This window comes from Saccharothrix sp. BKS2 (assembly GCF_047689505.1).
Lineage (GTDB): Bacteria > Actinomycetota > Actinomycetes > Mycobacteriales > Pseudonocardiaceae > Actinosynnema > Actinosynnema lopnurensis.
Genome location: NZ_JAUQOL010000002.1, coordinates 562344 through 579374, shown reverse-complemented (window position 1 = coordinate 579374; position 17031 = coordinate 562344). Strand labels below are relative to the sequence as shown.

At 73.5% G+C, this 17031-nt stretch carries 20 protein-coding genes; 9 read left to right on the top strand and 11 right to left on the bottom strand.

Annotated features, from left to right (window positions below):
- Window positions 1–41: 41 nt before the first annotated feature.
- The 4 genes from Q5530_RS05380 to nth are packed head-to-tail and all read right to left on the bottom strand — an operon-like array spanning window position 42 to window position 3245.
- Window positions 42–1229 carry a MarP family serine protease gene (locus Q5530_RS05380; RefSeq protein ID WP_415361074.1) on the bottom strand — a complete coding sequence of 396 codons (1188 nt, stop codon included), beginning with the start codon at window positions 1227–1229 and terminating at the stop codon, window positions 42–44.
- On the bottom strand, window positions 1226–1858 hold the full coding sequence (locus Q5530_RS05375; protein ID WP_415361176.1) for an NUDIX hydrolase: 633 nt from the start codon (window positions 1856–1858) through the stop codon (window positions 1226–1228). Before Q5530_RS05375 ends, Q5530_RS05380 begins: the two co-directional genes overlap by 4 nt.
- Before the next feature lie 35 nt (window positions 1859–1893).
- Complete coding sequence (locus Q5530_RS05370) at window positions 1894–2481, bottom strand: TlpA family protein disulfide reductase (RefSeq protein ID WP_415361073.1); 588 nt, start codon at window positions 2479–2481, stop codon at window positions 1894–1896.
- On the bottom strand, window positions 2478–3245 hold the full coding sequence (nth, locus tag Q5530_RS05365) for an endonuclease III (protein WP_415361072.1): 768 nt from the start codon (window positions 3243–3245) through the stop codon (window positions 2478–2480). The genes Q5530_RS05370 and nth overlap by 4 nt, the downstream gene beginning before the upstream one ends.
- 206 nt (window positions 3246–3451) lie before the next feature.
- Here nth and Q5530_RS05360 point away from each other — a divergent pair, with 206 nt between their 5' ends.
- The 4 genes from Q5530_RS05360 (at window position 3452) to Q5530_RS05345 (ending at window position 7496) form a co-directional block, all read left to right on the top strand.
- Window positions 3452–3703, top strand: a complete 252-nt coding sequence (locus Q5530_RS05360) for a hypothetical protein (protein WP_015097743.1) — start codon at window positions 3452–3454, stop codon at window positions 3701–3703.
- 201 nt (window positions 3704–3904) lie between these two features.
- The gene (locus Q5530_RS05355; protein ID WP_015097742.1) at window positions 3905–4579 is read left to right on the top strand and encodes a Crp/Fnr family transcriptional regulator; all 675 of its coding nucleotides are present in this window, start codon (window positions 3905–3907) and stop codon (window positions 4577–4579) included.
- 465 nt (window positions 4580–5044) lie between these two features.
- Entirely contained in the window at window positions 5045–6289 is a 1245-nt protein-coding gene (locus Q5530_RS05350; protein WP_415361071.1) for an MFS transporter, read from the top strand.
- A gap of 640 nt (window positions 6290–6929) precedes the next feature.
- Window positions 6930–7496: a hypothetical protein gene (locus Q5530_RS05345; RefSeq protein ID WP_415361070.1), complete on the top strand. Its 567-nt coding sequence runs from the start codon at window positions 6930–6932 to the stop codon at window positions 7494–7496.
- Window positions 7497–7915: 419 nt separating this feature from the next.
- Here the strand turns inward: Q5530_RS05345 and Q5530_RS05340 are convergent, their stop codons facing one another.
- Both Q5530_RS05340 and Q5530_RS05335 read right to left on the bottom strand, forming a co-directional pair.
- Window positions 7916–8683 (bottom strand): MBL fold metallo-hydrolase, encoded by a 768-nt coding sequence (locus Q5530_RS05340; RefSeq protein ID WP_415361175.1) that lies wholly within the window; start codon window positions 8681–8683, stop codon window positions 7916–7918.
- Window positions 8684–8754: 71 nt separating this feature from the next.
- Window positions 8755–9519, bottom strand: coding sequence for an NUDIX hydrolase (locus tag Q5530_RS05335; RefSeq protein ID WP_415361174.1), 765 nt, complete (start codon window positions 9517–9519; stop codon window positions 8755–8757).
- 69 nt (window positions 9520–9588) lie between these two features.
- On the opposite strand from Q5530_RS05335, the gene Q5530_RS05330 reads away from it, so the two are divergent.
- The gene (locus Q5530_RS05330; RefSeq protein WP_415361069.1) at window positions 9589–9969 is read left to right on the top strand and encodes a hypothetical protein; all 381 of its coding nucleotides are present in this window, start codon (window positions 9589–9591) and stop codon (window positions 9967–9969) included.
- Window positions 9966–10907: a Gfo/Idh/MocA family protein gene (locus tag Q5530_RS05325; protein WP_415361068.1), complete on the top strand. Its 942-nt coding sequence runs from the start codon at window positions 9966–9968 to the stop codon at window positions 10905–10907. The genes Q5530_RS05330 and Q5530_RS05325 overlap by 4 nt, the downstream gene beginning before the upstream one ends.
- Window positions 10908–11112: 205 nt before the next feature.
- On the opposite strand, the gene Q5530_RS05320 is transcribed toward Q5530_RS05325, so the two are convergent.
- From Q5530_RS05320 to Q5530_RS05305, 4 genes are all read right to left on the bottom strand, one after another.
- A complete protein-coding gene (locus Q5530_RS05320; protein ID WP_415361067.1) occupies window positions 11113–12474 on the bottom strand; it encodes a hypothetical protein in 1362 nt (453 codons plus the stop codon).
- Between the two features lie 87 nt (window positions 12475–12561).
- Window positions 12562–13164, bottom strand: coding sequence for a hypothetical protein (locus Q5530_RS05315; RefSeq protein WP_415361066.1), 603 nt, complete (start codon window positions 13162–13164; stop codon window positions 12562–12564).
- A 1-nt stretch (window position 13165) separates the two neighbouring features.
- Complete coding sequence (locus tag Q5530_RS05310) at window positions 13166–13627, bottom strand: RidA family protein (protein ID WP_415361065.1); 462 nt, start codon at window positions 13625–13627, stop codon at window positions 13166–13168.
- Window positions 13624–13983, bottom strand: coding sequence for a hypothetical protein (locus Q5530_RS05305; protein WP_415361180.1), 360 nt, complete (start codon window positions 13981–13983; stop codon window positions 13624–13626). The genes Q5530_RS05310 and Q5530_RS05305 overlap by 4 nt, the downstream gene beginning before the upstream one ends.
- An 84-nt stretch (window positions 13984–14067) precedes the next feature.
- On the opposite strand from Q5530_RS05305, the gene Q5530_RS05300 reads away from it, so the two are divergent.
- The 3 genes from Q5530_RS05300 to Q5530_RS05290 are packed head-to-tail and all read left to right on the top strand — an operon-like array spanning window position 14068 to window position 16477.
- A complete protein-coding gene (locus Q5530_RS05300) occupies window positions 14068–14319 on the top strand; it encodes a hypothetical protein (RefSeq protein WP_415361064.1) in 252 nt (83 codons plus the stop codon).
- 56 nt (window positions 14320–14375) lie between these two features.
- Entirely contained in the window at window positions 14376–15368 is a 993-nt protein-coding gene (locus tag Q5530_RS05295) for an ArsA-related P-loop ATPase (RefSeq protein ID WP_415361062.1), read from the top strand.
- Window positions 15365–16477, top strand: coding sequence for an ArsA family ATPase (locus tag Q5530_RS05290; RefSeq protein ID WP_415361060.1), 1113 nt, complete (start codon window positions 15365–15367; stop codon window positions 16475–16477). Before Q5530_RS05295 ends, Q5530_RS05290 begins: the two co-directional genes overlap by 4 nt.
- Window positions 16478–16492: 15 nt before the next feature.
- Here Q5530_RS05290 and Q5530_RS05285 read toward each other — a convergent pair whose 3' ends face one another.
- Complete coding sequence (locus Q5530_RS05285; protein WP_415361059.1) at window positions 16493–16783, bottom strand: WhiB family transcriptional regulator; 291 nt, start codon at window positions 16781–16783, stop codon at window positions 16493–16495.
- Window positions 16784–17031 lie beyond the last annotated feature (248 nt).

Here is a 17031-nt window from a genome sequence, read left to right as displayed (position 1 = left end):
GGGACCTGGTCACGAGGGGACCGGGCCACGAGGGGACCGGGCTACGAGGCGCAGGTCTGCGTGGACGCCCGCCGCACCAGCCCCGGCGCCCGCTCCACCTCCTCCGCGACCTCCTGCGCGGTCAGCACGAACCCGGTCTCCTGGTCGTCCACCGCGGCGCCGAACACCACGCCCATCACCCGCCCCTGCGGGTCCACCAGGGGCCCGCCGGAGTTGCCGCTGCGCACCTCCGCCCGCACCGTGTAGACGTCCCGCGTCACGGTCTGCGCGTCGTAGATGTCCGGTCCGCGCAGCACCGGGATCCGCTCGCGCACCCGCGCCTCGGACGCGGTGTACGGGCCGTCCAGCGGGTAGCCCAGCACGATCCCGTCCTCGCCGGGCTCGATCTCGTCCGTGCGGAACTCCAGCGGCGCGGCGTCGAAGTCCGGCACCGCCAGGACGGCCACGTCGGTCTGCGCGTCGTAGTGCACGACCGTCGCGTCGAAGCGCCCCAGGCCGACCTCGATCGACACGTCCGTGGTGCCCGCGACGACGTGCGCGTTCGTCATCACCCGCTCCGGCGCGATGACGAAACCGGTGCCCTCCAGCGCCCGCGAGCACGCCGGCGCCCGCCCGCGCACCTTCACCACGCTGGGCCGCAGCCGCTGCACGACCGGGTCTTCGGTCAGCGCCGGGTCGGGCGGCTCGACGTCGCGCAGCGGGGTGCGGTCGAACGGGTTGACCGCCGCCGGGAAGCCCGACACGTCGAACAGGTTGCGCAGGTCGTCGGCCAGCTGCCGGGCCGCCTGCGGCATGGCGTGGTCCACCGTGGACAGCATCACCGACTGGTTCAGGCCCCTGGACAGGCCGGGCATCCCCGCGACCATGGTCAGCGGCAGCGCGATCATCCACGCCACCACGAACACCACGGACGCCTGCACGATCGCGCCGAGCGCGCTGTCCACGCCGCGCAGCGGGCTGGAGCTGACCCGCGACTTGAAGGTCCGCCCCGCGTAGACGCCCAGCGTCTCGCCCAGGGCCACCAGCAGCACCACGATGCCGACCGCGAAGACGACCTTGGTCACCACGTTCTCGAACTCGGCCACCACCAGCGGCGCGAGCTGGGTGCCCAGGACCAGGCCGATGAGCACGCCGACGAACGCGGGCAGCGCGACGACCACGCCCTGTCGGGCGCCGGACACCGCGGCGAAGGCGGCGAGCGCCAGCACGAGCAGGTCGACCCAGTTCACGGCACCTCCGTCGCACGCAGGGCGAGGTCCAGGTCGCGCACGTCCGCGGTGTCCCACGGCCGCTCCCACCCGCCCAGCCCCAGCAGGCCGTTGAGCAGCCCGGCGGTGAACCCCCACACCAGCATGCCGGGTGCGGAGAACGCGGGCCCGACGTAGCCGGCCGAGTGGCGCACCCGGAACCGGTTGGCCGGGTCCGCCAGGTGCGCGATCGGCACCCGCGCCACCGCGGCCGTCTCCGCCGGGTCGACCGCGACCACCGGCGACGGCTCGGCCCAGTGCGCCAGCACCGGCGTCACCACGAAGTTGGACACCGGCACGTGCAGCTCGGGGAGCATCGCGACCGGCCGCACGCCCTCGCGCAGCACGCCGGTCTCCTCGAACGCCTCGCGCAGCGCGGTGTCCACCGGGCCGTCGTCGGTCGGGTCGGCCGCGCCGCCGGGGAAGGCGACCTGGCCGGGGTGCGAGCCGAGGGTGTCGGAACGGCGCAGCAGCAGCACGTCCGGGCCGTCGTGCCCCTCCCCGAACAGCATCAGCACGGCGGCCGGGCGGCCCGTGCCGGGCGGCGGCGGCAGGATGCGGGTGAAGGTGCGGGCGTCGATCTCGGCGGTGGCCTTGACCAGGCCGGCCATCCAGTCCGGGACCTCGCCCGGGTCGACCAGGGCGGTCACCCGACCACCCCGCGCACCTGCTCCACCGACGTGAACACGGTCGGTTCCGCCACCTCGGTCAGCGAGCCGTCCTCGCCCACGAGGTAGCTCACCGGGAGCGTGGGCGGCACGCGGACGGCCCCGCGCACCACGTCGGCCGCGTCGTGGACGGCCGGCAGGCGCACCCCGAGCTTCGCCAGCAGCTCCAGACCGTCACCCTCCTTGCTCGCCACGAGCACCGCCAGCACCGGCACGGCGCCAGGCTCGCGCGAGTACGCGTCGAGCACCTTCAACTCCTCCTTGCAGGGAACGCACCAGGTCGCCCAGAAGTTCACCAGGGCCCGTCCGGGCAGCGCGCCGGCCAGGTCGACCTGCCCGCCGTCGCCCAGGCAGGTCACCGCCAGGCCGCGCAGCACCTCGGGCCCGCCCGGCTCCCCCGCGCACGGCGGCAGCCCGGCCCGGTCGCGCAGCGGGCCCAGGTCCGGCGCGGTCCGGGACGGCGGGCCGGCGCCCACCGGGTCGTCGGAGGCGCGCGGCCACAGCGCTACGGCACCCGCCACCACCAGCACCAGGACGACGACCGCCCACCGAAGCCCGGCGCTCACGCCAACTTCTCCCCCGCCCGGACGCGCTCGGCCAGCTCGATCAGGTGCGGCGCCTCGTCGCCCTTGACCAGCTTCTGCGCCTTGGCCGGGTCGACCTGGCCGATGCCGTAGGACGGGCACAGCGGCGCCAGCAGGCACGCGCCGCAGGCGGGGGTGCGGGCGTGGCACACGCGCCGGCCGTGGAAGATCGTGCGGTGCGAGATCAGGGTCCAGTCCCGGCGCTCGACCAGCCCGCCGACCTCGCGCTCCACCTTGACCGGGTCCTCCTCGGTGGTCCAGCCCCAGCGGCGGGTCAGCCGGCCGAAGTGCGTGTCCACGGTGATCCCGGGCACACCGAACGCGTCGCCGAGCACCACGTTCGCGGTCTTGCGGCCCACGCCGGGGAGTGTGACCAGATCCTCCAGCCGGCCGGGCACCTCGCCGCCGAACCGCTCCACCAGCGCGGCGCCCAGCCCCATCACGGAGTTCGCCTTGGCGCGGTAGAAGCCGGTGGGGCGCAGGATCTCCTCCAGCTCGGTCCGGTCGGCGGAGGCGAAGTCCAGGGCCGTGCGGTAGCGCCGGAACAGCGCGGGCGTGACCTGGTTCACCCGGACGTCGGTGGTCTGGGCCGAGAGCACCACGGCGACGAGCAGTTCGAGCGGGTTGGTGAAGTTCAGCTCGCAGTGCGCGTCGGGGTAGCCGAGGGCCAGGACGCGTGTCGTCCGGCGCGCCCGGCGAACCAGCCCCAGCCTCGTCTCCGGCTGCTTCACCGCGCTCTTGGCCATGCCCGAACACTACTGCGTTGGGCGGCGTCACCTCTCGTGGCGGCGGGTCCCGCCGCGGGGCGTTTGCCGGCTCACGATCGCGGGGAACAGCAACGGCGAGCAACCAGCACCCCGTACCGGACGTCCCCTGTAAGAACGCACGACGACTCGCCGGAGTGACCCCCTCTCATGCGCGCCCAGGCGGATGCGCAAGGATCGGAGCCATCATGACTGCCTGGTTCGTCATCGCCGTTCCGATCGTGATCATGTTCTTCGCGCTCTTCATGGAGCGCGTCGAAGCTCGTCTCCGGCACGTCGCGGTGCAGGAGGACGAGGTCGAGGAGTTCCTGGAGTCGGCGCGCCCCGACGAGGTCAGGGCGCTCTACGGGCACGGCATCGGCCGCGCGCTGGAGCTGTTCCGGCTGCGCAGGCTCGGTGGCCGGGCCAGGAACCTGCGTCAGCGGCGCACCCGCCGCTAAGCGGGGACCACATCGGCGAGGCCCTCGGGGGTCACCCCCGGCGGGTCTCGTCGCGCTGTCCAGGGCGCTGTTGGCGGCGCGCCGAAAGGCGATCCCCACCACAGCCCTTAGACTGCTCTCAGTGATCGGCGGCAAGGCGCTGCTCCGCCAGAAGGCGGAACGCGCTCGACCATGCCGCCGTGTCTCGACAGGAGGGACGAGGTGGACGAGACCCTGGCCCGTGCGGGCATCTTCCAGGGGGTTGAACCGGCTGCAGCGGAGGCACTGGCGCAGACGCTGGAGTCCGTTGAATTCCCGCGTGGCCACGTGATCTTCGCGGAAGGCGAGCCGGGCGACCGGCTCTACATCATCCAGTCCGGGAAGGTGAAGATCGGCCGGAAGTCCCCCGACGGCCGGGAGAACCTGTTGGGCATCTTCGGCCCGTCCGACATGTTCGGCGAGCTGTCGATCTTCGACCCGGGTCCCCGCACGTCCACCGCGACCACGGTGACGGAGGTGCGGGCGGTCAGCATGGACCGGCCGGCACTGCGGCAGTGGATCACCAACCGGCCGGAGATCGCCGAGCAGCTGCTGCGGGCCCTGGCCCGCAGGCTGCGGCGGACGAACTCCATGCTGGCGGACCTGATCTTCACCGACGTGCCCGGCCGGGTGGCCAAGGCGCTGTTGCAGCTCGCGCAGCGCTTCGGCAGCCAGGAGGCCGGGCTGCTGCGGGTCACCCACGACCTGACGCAGGAGGAGATCGCCCAGTTCGTGGGCGCCTCGCGCGAGACGGTGAACAAGGCCCTGGCCGACTTCGCCCACCGCGGTTGGCTGCGGCTGGAGGGCAAGAGCGTGCTGATCCTGGACCCGGAGCGGCTGGCCCGGCGGGCCCGCTAGCAGGACGCGCCCGCCGGCCCAACGGCGGGAACAACAGAGCCGGGCGCCGCCCCCGACGCGGCGCACCGGCTCTGTTGTCGCGCGGCCCATCCCCCGACAGACCACGCCTCCACACCTCCGACGCCCGCAGGCCCCGACCCTTCAGCGCCGGAAGGAGGTTGGGCTACCCGTCGCGACCTAGGCCGAAACGGGTGTGGGAAGGCTGTTTCGTCAACGATCGCACGAGACCCCTCCCCGCGCTCAAGGGTGTTCACCCTGGAGGACCCCCTGTTCAGCGGTTTTGTTGCAGGGTTTCACCCGGTCATCCCATTGTTGTTATCTGATCGCAATGTGATCCCCCCTTCGGGGCACCCCGCGCGGGTGAGGTCGTGACGCGCTCGTCCGTAACGCGCCGGCGGTGTCCCGTGAGGGAACGCACCGGTAAATGACTGGTACGGACGTACCAGTAGTCGCATACTGGTACGCATGTCCCACTCTGCCCGCCTCTCCGACTACCGCGCCGCCCTCACCACCCCCGCCATGCGCGGCCCCGTCGCCGCGTCCCTGCTGGCCCGCCTGCCGATCGCCATGATCGGCCTCTCGCTGCTGCTCTACGTCCAGCGCGAGCGGGACTCGTTCGCCATCGCCGGGCTGGTGTCGGCGGCGGCCCTGGTGGGCGTCGCGGTCGGGTCGATCGTGCAGGGCAGGCTGATGGACCGGTTCGGGCCGACGCGACCGCTGCTCTGCGCGGTGTCGCTGTTCGCGGTGTTCGTGGCGGTGGCCGTGACCGCGGTCGAGGCCGGCGTGGCGCTGCCCGCGCTCGTGCCGCTGGCGTTCGCCGTCGGGGCCACCGAGCCGATGGTCGGGTCCGCGTCCCGCGCGCTGTGGGCGCACGTGGTGCCCGCCGGGCCCACGCGGCTGGCCGGGTACGCCTACGAGGCCATCAGCATGGAGGTCTTCTTCATCCTCGGCCCCGGGCTGGCGGGTCTGCTGGTCGCGGCGCCGTGGGGCGGTACCGGCGTGGTGATCGGCGCGGTGTCGATGGTGGTCGGCGCGGTGTGGTTCGCGCTGAACCCGACCGTGCGTGGCGTGCGGCCGGAGCCCGCGCGGCGCGGCCTGCTGGGCGCCCTGGCGTCGCCGGGGATGCGGACGGTCGCGCTGGCCGCGCTCGGCTTCGGCGTGACCATCGGGTTCATCGAGGTGGCCGTGCCCGCCGCCGCGACCCGGGCGGGCCACGTCGGCGCGGGCGGGCTGCTGCTGAGCCTGTGGTCGGTCAGCTCGGTGCTGTTCGGCGTGCTCTACTCGATGCGGCCGTTCCCCCGGGCGATGCACCTGCGGCTGCCCGTGCTGCTGGGCGGGTTCGGGTTGCTGTCGCTGCTGCTGGCGGTGCCGACGGGGTTGATCGGGCTGGGCGCCGCGCTGCTCGTGGTGGGCACCCTGATCACGCCGCAGGCGACCACGCACTCGACGGCGATCGAGCAGGTCGCGCCCGCCGGGACGGCGACCGAGGCGTTCGGCTGGGTGGTGACCGCGGTGACGGTCGGGTTGGCGATCGGGCAGTCGGCGAGCGGGCAGCTGGTGGAGACGCACGGGACCGGGGTGGCGTTCGTGGCCGCCGGGGTGGCCGGGGTGGCGATCGCGGGGCTGGTGTGGCTGTTCCGCGGCACGGTGGCGGCCGGTGTGCCGGGGCTGCCGGAGCGAGATGAGGTGGAGCTGGCCGCGTCCCGCTGAGGCCGCCGCCCGCGCTCTTCCCGTCCTCTACCTGCTTGGGCCTTCCTCTGCCTGCTTGGCTTTCCCCTGCCTGCTTGGGCCCTTCCCTGCCGCCCTGCGGCTCTTCGCACCCTCAGCCCTTCTCCCCTGCCCGCCGCAGCCTCCTCACCCTCTCTGGGGCCTCTCCTGCCTCCCGCGGCTTCCTCCCCTTCCCCGGCTGGAGCTGGTGGCCCCTCTCAGCCGGAGTTGTCCACAGGCGGGCCACCGGGCCCGGTTTTGTCGGTGGTCGGCTCTGACTTCATCTCATGGACGTGACCGCCACCACGACGGACCTGGCCTTGGCGGACACCCTCCGCGGCCTGGAGGACCCCCGAGTCCGCCTGGTCGTGGAGGGTTCGCGCCTGGCGGTCCGCACGACCGACGCCCGGTTCGCGCTCCCGCTACTCGACCTGGGCCCCCACCCCGGCGTCGCCCCGGTCCTGCCGCCGGTGGTCGGCCCGGTGCCCGCGCGCACGCTCGCCACCACCCTGGCCGCCGTGCCGAGCGCCGCGCCGAAGGACGACGCCATCCCTCTCTTCACGGGCGTGCGCGTGCACGGTACGGCATCCGGATTGGAACCGATCGCGACGGATCGTTATCGAATGGCATTCGCTTCGCTACCGTGGGCGCGGACAGGCGAGCTGTGGACGTCCTGGCCCCGGCGGTGGTCCTGGCCGAGGCGTCCGGGCAGCCCGACCGCGGTGCCGAGGTGGCGGTCCACGCCGACGCCGACCGCATCGCCCTGTCCTGGCCAGGTGGCAGCACGAGTACCGCGCTGCCGGCTGCGCCGTTCCCCGACGATCGAGTGCGCAAGTTGCTGGAGGCGGTCATCGACAGCACGGTGTTGGTGGAAGCGGACGTCCTGGCGGGCGCCGTGCGCCGCGCGGTGCCCTACGCGGGCGCGCACGGCTCGGTGACCCTCCAGCTCCACGACGGTGAGCTGCGGGTGCGGGGCAGCGACCCGCAGGCGGGCGAGTCGGAAGAGTCGGTGAAGGCCACGATCGACGGCAACCGGGTGACCAAGACCTTCCAGGCCAGGTACCTCGCGGACGCCCTCCGGGCCTTCAGCGGCCGCCCGGTGGAACTCCGCATCCAGGACGGCCTGCGCTCCACGGTCCTCACGTCACCGACCGGCGTCGACGGCATGGAGCTGACCTACCTGGTGGTCCCCCTGCGCACCAACCCCTGACAACCGAGGCGTCGGCAAAGGTCACACGATGAGGTGATCATCGACGGAAAATGTACGGAAACACCGTCACCGATCATCGGTTAGACATGACGAAGCCACGAACCACCCCGACTCTCCAAGCCTCCCGCCCCACCACCACCCGACCACCCCACCCAGCCAGTTCCCCAACACACCGGCCAGGGCCAGCACCCCCGCCAGAGCAGGGCACAGGCCCTGCCAAAGCAGGAACGCCGGCCCACCGAAACGCCAGCCCTGGCCAGCGGAACCCCGGCCAGCGGAACCCCGGCCAGCAGGACACCGGCCCGCCAAGCAAGGGCGTGGGCCTGTCCAGCAAGAGCGCGAGCTCGTCAGCGCAGGGGGGGGCATGGGCCTGCCGGATCAGGACGCGGGCTCGCCAGAGCAGGAGCACGGGCCGCCCGTCAGATCAGGGGCGCGGGCCCATCAGGTGGCAGCCCCAGGTACTCCAGCTGCGACCTCACCGACCACTCGGCCGCGGGCCACAGGGAGCGGTCCACGTCGGCGTACACGAGTTCGACCACCTGCCTCGCGGTGGGTGCGCCGCCCAGGCGCTCGACCGCAGCCCTGACCTGGGCCAGCCGCTGCTCGCGGTGCTTCAGGTACGCCTGGGCCACCACCACCACATCGGGCAGCTCGGGGCCGTGGCCGGGGAGGACGGTGGTGCCGGCGGGGAGTGCGGCCAGGGTCTTGAGGGACGCCAGGTAGTCGCCCAGCTTGCCGTCGAGGACGGTGGTGCCCCGGCCGAGGATGGTGTCGCCGGTCAGGACGGCGTCTTGGGTCAGGAAGGAGATTGAGTCGTCGGTGTGGCCGGGGGTGGCCAGGGCCCGGATCTCCAAGCCGCCCGCCTCGATGACGTCGCCGTCGGTCAGGGCCGCGGCGGCGGTGCCCAGGGAGCGGGTCACGGCGTGCACGGGGGCGTTGACCAGCTCGCCGAAGGCTCGTGCCCCTTCCGAGTGGTCGGAGTGGCCGTGGGTGAGGAGGACGGCGTCCACCGGGCCGCAGGCGGCCACCCGGTCCAGGTGGGCGCGGTCCAGGGGGCCCGGGTCGACCACGGCGCACGTCGGGGAGCCCGGGGCGCGGAGGACCCAGGTGTTGGTTCCCTCCAGGGTCATCACGCCGGGGTTCTCGGCCAGCACCACCGACGCGAACGGTGTGACCTCGCGCAGCACGCCGTACCGGGCTCCGGGGCCGGCTTCGGCGAGGCTGCGGTTCTCGGCGGGGCGGCTGTCCTCGGCTGCGCTCACGGCACGATCACCCTCAGCACCCCGCCCTCCCGCACGATCTTCGGAATGATCTTCGACACCTCGCGCGGCGCGGCGAGGACCTCGGCCACCGAACCCAGCTCGGCCAGGTCGGCCAGTGTCACCCAGGTGGGTGGCAGCAGCGCCCGGCGGCCGGTTTTCCAGTCGGCCAGGGCTTCGGTGGGGCTCTGCCACTGGCCGTCGGACGCCTCGGTGGTCTGGTCGTCCGCGCGTTGCCCCGGCGGCAGCACCGCCACGAAGAACCTGGTGTCGTAGCGGCGGGGCTCTTCCTCCGGGGTCACCCAGTTCGCCCACGGGCGCAGCAGGTCGGCTCGCAGGACCAGGCCGGCCGAGGCCAGGAACTGGGCCAGTGAGAGTTCGCGCGCCACCAGGGCCGCTCGTGCCTGCGCGTAACCGGAGGTGTCCGCGATCACCGAATCGGGCGAGGGGCCGGCCAGCAGGACCCCGGATTCCTCGAACGTCTCGCGGACCGCCGCGCACACCAGCGCACGGGCCAGCCGGGGCGGGCAGGCGAACTTCTCCGCCCACCACGACGGCGGCGGCCCGGCCCAGGCCACGGACGTGTCGGCGTCGCGCTGGTCGACCCCACCGCCGGGGAACACCGTCATCCCGCCCGCGAACGCCATCCCGGCGACGCGCCGCAGGAGGAACGCCTCGACGCCCGCCCCGCCGTCGCGCACCAGGACCACCGTGGCGGCGTCGCGGGGCGTGGCCGGCGGTCCGTCGAGCGGTTCCGGGGCCATCTCCGGCGGCAGCACCAGTTCGTCGGGTAGTTCGCGCACGGTCCGAGCCTACGACGAGGATCACCCCCCGTGGACACCACGCGAAAAGGCTGCCTGCTCAACGTCCTGCTGTTCGGCTTCGGCGCGGTCCTCGGCACCGGTCTGACGGCGGTCGCGGCCGTGGTCCTCTTCCTGCCCTCCAGCACGACGATCTCCACGGACGAGGGAACCCCGAACGTGTACGTCAAGGAGCGGTCCCGCCTGCTGGGCGGCACCGATCACGAGGTGTGGCTGGGGCAGACCGCGGACTACGGCCACGTCGTCCCCGTCCCCGACGCGTGGGGGACCTCGCCCGAGGTCGTCCGCACGCCGGAGGGCGTGGAGCTGCGGTTCACCACCGGTGCGGGGAACGGTGAAATCCGGGGTGGGCGGATCTTCGTGCCGGCGGAGGCTTACGTCGGCGGCCGATGAAAGTCGGGTGGCCGAACGGCGCGCGACCTAGGATCTGCGGTGTGGACGATCAACTGCGCGTAGGGCTCATCGGCGCCGGTCCCTGGGCGAACCAGGTGCACGCGCCGGGCATCGCCGACCACCCCGGCACCCGCCTGACCACCGTCTGGGCCCGGCGCCCGGAGGCCGCCGAGCACCTGGCGGGCACCTACGGGGCGACCACCGCGCCGACTCCCGAGGACCTGCTCGACCAGGTGGACGCCGTCGCGTTCGCGGTGCCGCCGGAGGTGCAGTCCCCGATCGCCACCGAGGCCGCCGCGCGGGGCAGGCACCTGATCCTGGAAAAGCCCATCGCCGCGACCCTGGACGACGCGGAGCGCCTCGCGGACGCCGTCGAGCGGCACGGCGTCGCCTCGCTCGTCGTGCTCACCAGGCGCTACGCCCCCGAGACCCGGGAGCAGCTGGCGCAGCTCGGCGACGCGGGCGGCTGGGTCGGCGGCAGTGCCCGCTGGCTGACCGGCGCCCTGCTCGGCGGCCCGTTCTCGCACTCCGCGTGGCGACACGAGCGCGGCCCGCTGGACGACGTCGGCCCGCACGCCTTCGACCTGCTCGACGCCGCCCTGGGCCCGATCACCGACGTCGTCGCGGCCGACCGCTCCGAGCACGGCCTGTGGCAGGTGGTCCTGCGCCACGAGGGCGGCGCCACGAGCGTGGCCACGATGACCATGACGCTGCCGATCAACCCGGGCATCTCCGAGGTCGTGGTCTACGGCGAGCACGGTCACCGCGTGCTGGCCGACCGGGGTTCGACCGCGCAGCAGTGCTTCACCAACCTGCTGGACGACTTCGTGGCCATGGTCGACAGCGGCACGACCGAGCACCCGCTGGACGTGCGGCGCGGCCTGCACCTGCAACGGGTCATCGAGCTGGCGCGCCGGAAGGCGACGGGCGAGGCGTGAGGGCCGGGCCGGTCGGGCGGGGGCAGGCGCGGGGCCGGGCGGAGGGCTGAGCGCGCGGTCGAACGGAAGGGCTGGGCGTGCGGCCGGACGCGGGGCTGGGCGTGCGGCCGGGTTGGATGCTGGGTTGGACGCTGGACAGGAGACTCGGCCCTGGCACCCGCGCTGAGCGGGGGCCAGGGCCGAGTCGTCGAACGTGGTGCGGCTGCTAGCCGGACTGCCTGCCGTTGTTCCGCTTGGGCAGGCCGTTGACGAACTCCGGTCCCCCGGGCCACGTCTGCTGCTCGCGCTGCGCCAACTCCTCGTGCAACTGCTGGAGCAGTGCCCGCTCCCGATCGCTGAGCTTGGCGTCCACGGTCGGCGGGAGCTGCACGGAGGCGGGCGCGTGCCCGTCCGCCAGCGCCGCCTGGAGCGCCGCCAGGTCGTCCGGGCCCAGCTCCATGGTCACCTCGGACCGCGACAGCGGGTGGTCGTCGGGCAGCGGCAGCGGGGTGACGATCGCGGGCGCGATGGACAGCGGCTCGACGAGCACGGGCTCGGGCTCCGGCTCGGTGGTCACGGGCTCGGTGGTCACGGGCTCGGTGGTCACGGGCTCGGCGGCCACCGGTTCGGCGGTCACGGCGGGTTCCGCAGCGACGGGCTCGTGGACCGCGGGCTCGTCGAACGCGGGCCCGTGGACCGCGGGCTCGTCGAACGCGGGCTCGCCGACCGCGTGGTCATGAGCCGCGTGCTCGTGGACCGAGTGCTCATGGACCGAGTGCTCGTGAGCCGCGTGGACCGCGTGCTCGACCGGGCGCCGTTCCTCCTCGGCCGGTTCGCGCACGGGCAGGCGCTTGACCGGCTTGGGCGGGAACGGTTGTGCGCCCTCGTAGGAGTCGACGCGGGCGCGTCGTGACTTGGAGCCGGTCTGGGGTTCGGCAGGCACCGGTGCCGGCTCGACCACCGGTGCCTGGTCCCGGACGTCGCCGTCGAACCAGGTGGTCGGGTCGGGCGGTGGTTCGGGTGTGGTGGAGCCGGACGGGAAGAACACCTCGCGGGCCGTGGTGGTGGCCGCGGCGTGGTACTCGCCCAGCGGCGTGCCCGCGGTCAGCACCTCGACCGCGGCCCGGATGCCCGCCTGCCGCAGCACGGTGTCCACCCGGTAGGCGGTGGCGGGCGCGAAGCCCGACGGTCCGATGTCCACCAGGACGACCCGCTGGGGCAGCGGTCCGGGCGTGGCGCCGGACGGGCTGGACCGCCAGGTCGCCCGCACGCCCCGCACGTCCGGCAGCGTCGACAGGGTCCGGCCGAGCACCTCGCCGAGGCCCTGGGCCGGGTCCGACTCCGCGGTGAAGCGGTGCCGGGGCACGGGCACCTGCTCGACGGCGAACAGCCGGTCGGCCAGCCCGGGGTCGGAGCGGACCCCGGCGAGCAGCTCGCCGACCTCGTGCCGCTCCTCCGGGGACACCGGGATGCGTCCCGCCAGCAGGCAGCCGACCAGCAGCTCCACGGCTCTGTCCAGCTCGGCGACCGCCAGCAGCTCACGGGCCTGGGTCAACGCGTCGTCGTCGACGCGTCCGGCCAACGCCAACAGGAGGTCGTGTAAACGGACGGGGAGTCCCACTCCGTCGTTCGTCACGCCTGCTCTCCTTCCGGCCCGCGCGGGGAGCGCCGAGCTCTAGACGGGCACCAGGTGCCCGTCGGCCTCCGCGCCGGTGCACACCAGCTCCGAAGCCTCCAACGCCGCCCGGTGGTAGGGCGACAGGTCCAGTCCGGCGGGCAGGACCTCGACACACGGGTCGTGCTCGCCGAGCGCCCGCAGCACCCGCTGGAGCTCACCGGCCAGCCGGGCGAACCCGGACGTGGCGGTGACCAGGACGAGCCTCCTGGGGCCGTTCCCGCCCAGCCGCCACGAGGCCCGGACTTCGCCGACCCCGGGTCGCCCGCGCAGGGTCGCTCCGAGCACCACGGTCGCGGAATCACCCATCGACACCCGATCGGGTGATTCCGGGGAGAAGGTGTAGCCGGGATCGGGCAGTTCGTCCAGTCCCCTGATGGAACTGATGGCGGAGCGGTCGGCCCCGTGCGGCACGAGGGCGTCCACGAGCAGGCGCTGCTCCTGGTCGGTCAGGCCGATGCGGTCGTGCAGCAGCGTGCGGGGCAGGACCCGGGCGAGCACCAGGATCCCGTCCGTGGCGGCCCAGTCGCGGAACCGCCACAGCACCTCGTCCGGGAGCCTCCCGGCCAGGCGCAGCAGCAGCTCGTGGCACGTGTCCGACATCTCACTCCCCGCCGATCTCGACGATCAGTTCCACCTCGACGGGCGCGCCCAGCGGCAGCTCGGCCACGCCGACCGCCGACCGCGCGTGCCGACCGGCGTCGCCGAACACCTCGCCGAACAGCTCGGACGCGCCGTTGACCACGGCGGGCTGCCCGGTGAAGCCCTCGGCGGAGGCGACGAAGCCGACCACCTTGACCACGCGGACGACCGAGTCGAGGCCGACCAGGGCGTCGACCGCGGCGAGCGCGTTCAGCGCGCAGGTGCGGGCGTGGGCCTTGGCCTCCTCGGGGCTGACGTCGCCGCCGACCTTGCCGGTGGCCGTGAGGGAGCCCTCGACGAACGGCAGCTGGCCGGAGGTGAAGACCAGGGTGCCGCTGCGCTGGGCGGGCACGTACGCGGCGAGCGGGGCCGCCACCCCGGGCAGCTCGATGCCCAGCTCGGCCAGGCGCGCGGTCCAGCTCATGCCTTGGGCCGCTTCAGGTAGGCGACGTGCTGTTCGCCGGTCGGGTTGGGCAGCACGGTCACCAGTTCCCAGCCGTCGGCGCCCCACTGGTCCAGGATCGCCTTGGTGGCGTGGATCAACAGCGGGACGGTCGAGTACTCCCACGTCTGCATGGCGGGCAGCCTAGCGGCATCCCCCGGGTGGCGGCGGGTGTTGGCGGGCATCGGGGTCGGCCCGGAACCCCGGCCGCGGTTCCCGGACGCCCCGCCGCCGCGGTGGGGTCGTCCCCACCGGTGCCGGCCCCGCCGCGGCATGATCAGGTCGGCCCGGATCACCGCACCGGGCACCGCACCGCCGATCCCGTCGCACACGGTCACCCGGTCGAGTCTAGGGACCACCCTTTACGCAGAACTGCGGTTTCCGCAGGTGACGGCGCGGTCACCAGGCGCTACCTTGATCACGTGGAAACGTGGCGGATCGTCGCCACCAGCGCGTTCCTGGTGGGCGGGCTGGTGATGGTGCTCGTGGGCATGGCGCAGGCCCGCGACCGCAAGGGCGTCCGCCCGGGGGACGTGCGGCGCGCGGCGCTGATCGGGCTGGTCGTGGTCGCGGTCGTCGCGGTGCTCATCGCCTACCTGCTGCCGTCGGTGGTGGCGTGGGGCGTGGTGGGGGCGACGGCCCTCGCGGTGGTCTTCATCACCATGTGGGACTGACGTGGCGGCCCTCCTCCGACCAGCGGATCACCCGACCGCGCGCCTAGGCTGACCCGGTGGACGGCTGGACCGACGAACTCACCCGCGCCCGCCTGCACGTGGTGACGGGCAAGGGCGGCACGGGCAAGACGACGGTCGCCGCGGCGCTGGCCCTCGCGCTGGCCACCGGCGGGCGGCGGGTGCTGCTGGTGGAGGTCGAGAACCGGCAGGGCATCGCGCAGCTGTTCGACCGGCCGCCGCTGCCCTACGCGGAGCAGCGCATCGTCTCCGCGCCCGGCGGCGGGGAGGTGCGGGCGCTGGCCGTGGACCCGGAGGCGGCGCTGCTGGAGTACCTGGACATGTTCTACAACCTGGGCTTCGCCGGCCGGACGCTGAAGAAGATGGGGGCGGTCGAGTTCGCCACCACGCTGGCGCCGGGCCTGCGGGACGTGCTGCTGACCGGCAAGGTCAAGGAGTGCGTGCGGCGAACCGGCAAGACCGGGCGGCACGAGTACGACGCGGTGGTGCTGGACGCGCCGCCCACCGGCCGGGTGGTCCGCTTCCTCGACGTCACCCGCGCCATGGCGGACCTGGCCAAGGTGGGTCCGATCAAGGGGCAGAGCGAGGGCGTGGTGCGGCTGCTGCACTCCGGCGACACGGCGGTGCACCTGGTGGCGCTGCTGGAGGAGATGCCGGTGCGCGAGACCCTGGACGCGGTGGCCGAGCTGGACGGGGCCGACCTGCGGCCGGGCGCGGTGTTCGTCAACCGGGTGCGCCCGCCGCGGCTGCCCGCCCGGTCGGTGGCCGCCGCGGCGGCGGGACGGGTCGACGTGGAGCAGGTGCGCGCGGGCCTGGTGGCGGCGGGTCTCGACCTGGCCGAGGACGTGCTGGAGGGCCTGGTCGAGCAGACCGGGGAGCACGCCGCGCGGGTGCGCGCGGAGCAGCGGGCCAAGGAGAAGCTGGCCGAGTCGGACCTGCCGACCCTGGACCTGCCCGAGCTGACCGACGGGGTGGACGTGGCCGCGCTCTACGAGCTGGCCGAGGTGATGGTCGGGCGGGGTGTGCGGTGAACCTGCTGGACGTGGACGCGCTGCTGGACAACCCGGCGACCAGGGTGCTGGTGTGCTGCGGCTCGGGCGGCGTGGGCAAGACGACGACGGCCGCCGCGCTGGCGGTGCGGGCCGCGGAGCGCGGTCGGCGGGCGGTCGTGCTGACCATCGACCCGGCCCGCCGGCTCGCCCAGTCGCTGGGCCTGCGGGAACTGGACAACAACCCCCGGCGGGTCGAGGGCGGGTTCCCCGGCGGGCTGCACGCGATGATGCTCGACATGCGCCGCACGTTCGACGACATGGTGTGGCAGCACGCGGGCCCGGAGCGGGCCGAGCAGATCCTGGCCAACCCCTTCTACCAGACGATCTCCACCTCGTTCTCCGGCACGCAGGAGTACATGGCGATGGAGAAGCTGGGCCAGCTCGTCGCGCAGGACGAGTGGGACCTGATCGTCGTCGACACCCCGCCCAGCCGGTCGGCGCTGGACTTCCTGGACGCGCCGCAGCGGCTGTCCACGGTGCTCGACGGCCGGCTGATCCGGATGCTGTCGGCGCCCGCCCGGGCGGGCGGGCGCGGCATCCGCAAGATCGTCGGCGCGGGCTTCGGCCTGTTCACCAAGGCCGTGTCGACGATCGTGGGCAGCCAGCTCCTGAACGACGCCTCGACGTTCGTGCAGGCGCTCGACAGCACCTTCGGCGGCTTCCGGCAGCGCGCCCAGGCCACCTACGACCTGCTGCGGTCACCGGGCACGGGATTCCTGGTGATCGCGGCGCCCGAACCGGACGCGCTGCGGGAGGCCAGCTACTTCGTGGAGCGGTTGAACGCGGAGCACATGCCGCTGACCGGTCTGGTGGCGAACCGGACGCACCCGGTGCTGGCACCCCTGCCGGCGTCGAGCGCGCTGGCCGCGGCGGACCGGCTGGAGCGCTCCGGTGACGCCCCGCTGGCCGCCGCGGTGCTGCGGGTGCACGCGGACCGCGTCGCCGTCGCCGAACGGGAGAAGCGGCTGCTCGCGCGGTTCACCCGCGCGCACCCCGGTGTTCCGCTGGTCGGAGTGCCCGCGCTGCCGACCGACGTGCACGACCTGGACGGCCTGCACGAGATCGGTCGGCGGCTGGCGGGCGAGTGAACCCCCGGAGGGGGCTCAGCCGACCTTGGACTCCTCGATGTGCTCCTGGCGCGCGCTGTCGAGCAGCTCGTGCCAGGACGTGACGTCCGGGCGGCGCCGCAGCAGCGCCCGCCTCTCGCGTTCGGTCATGCCGCCCCAGACCCCGAACTCGATCCGGTTGTCCAGGGCTTCGGCCAGGCACTCGGTGCGCACCGGGCAACCGAGGCACACCACCTTGGCCTTGCGCTGTTCGGCGCCGCGCACGAAGAGCTGGTCCGGCTCCTCATCGCGGCACGACGCCTTGATCCGCCAATCCCCCTGATTCATATCTCCCCCACCTCGGTTCACACAGTGCCCAGACTTCCTAAATCCGCCACACCCCTGCCGCGGATGCCGTAGGCTGACCACTGTCGAGTGGCCGAACCCGTGGCTGCTGTCTTGGACAGTGACGGACTGTAGAGCCTTCCGGTTCCACCTCCAACCCTGGGTTGCCCACCTGTTACCTGTCTTGAGTACGAGTACTCATCCTGGGTAATCAACACTGCGCGACCTCTCGCCCACTTTCCGTGGCGCGT

Excerpts from the sequence above, each read along its gene's own strand:
- Q5530_RS05375 (WP_415361176.1), bottom strand. The coding sequence starts at position 1,858 with ATGGCCGGCCTGGTCAAGGCCACCGCCGAGATCGACGCCCGCACCTTC.
- nth (WP_415361072.1), bottom strand. The coding sequence starts at position 3,245 with ATGGCCAAGAGCGCGGTGAAGCAGCCGGAGACGAGGCTGGGGCTGGTT.
- Q5530_RS05360 (WP_015097743.1), top strand. The coding sequence starts at position 3,452 with ATGACTGCCTGGTTCGTCATCGCCGTTCCGATCGTGATCATGTTCTTC.
- Q5530_RS05350 (WP_415361071.1), top strand. The coding sequence starts at position 5,045 with ATGTCCCACTCTGCCCGCCTCTCCGACTACCGCGCCGCCCTCACCACC.
- Q5530_RS05335 (WP_415361174.1), bottom strand. The coding sequence starts at position 9,519 with ATGGCCCCGGAACCGCTCGACGGACCGCCGGCCACGCCCCGCGACGCC.
- Q5530_RS05325 (WP_415361068.1), top strand. The coding sequence starts at position 9,966 with ATGAAAGTCGGGTGGCCGAACGGCGCGCGACCTAGGATCTGCGGTGTG.
- Q5530_RS05315 (WP_415361066.1), bottom strand. The coding sequence starts at position 13,164 with ATGTCGGACACGTGCCACGAGCTGCTGCTGCGCCTGGCCGGGAGGCTC.
- Q5530_RS05310 (WP_415361065.1), bottom strand. The coding sequence starts at position 13,627 with ATGAGCTGGACCGCGCGCCTGGCCGAGCTGGGCATCGAGCTGCCCGGG.
- Q5530_RS05285 (WP_415361059.1), bottom strand. The coding sequence starts at position 16,783 with ATGAATCAGGGGGATTGGCGGATCAAGGCGTCGTGCCGCGATGAGGAG.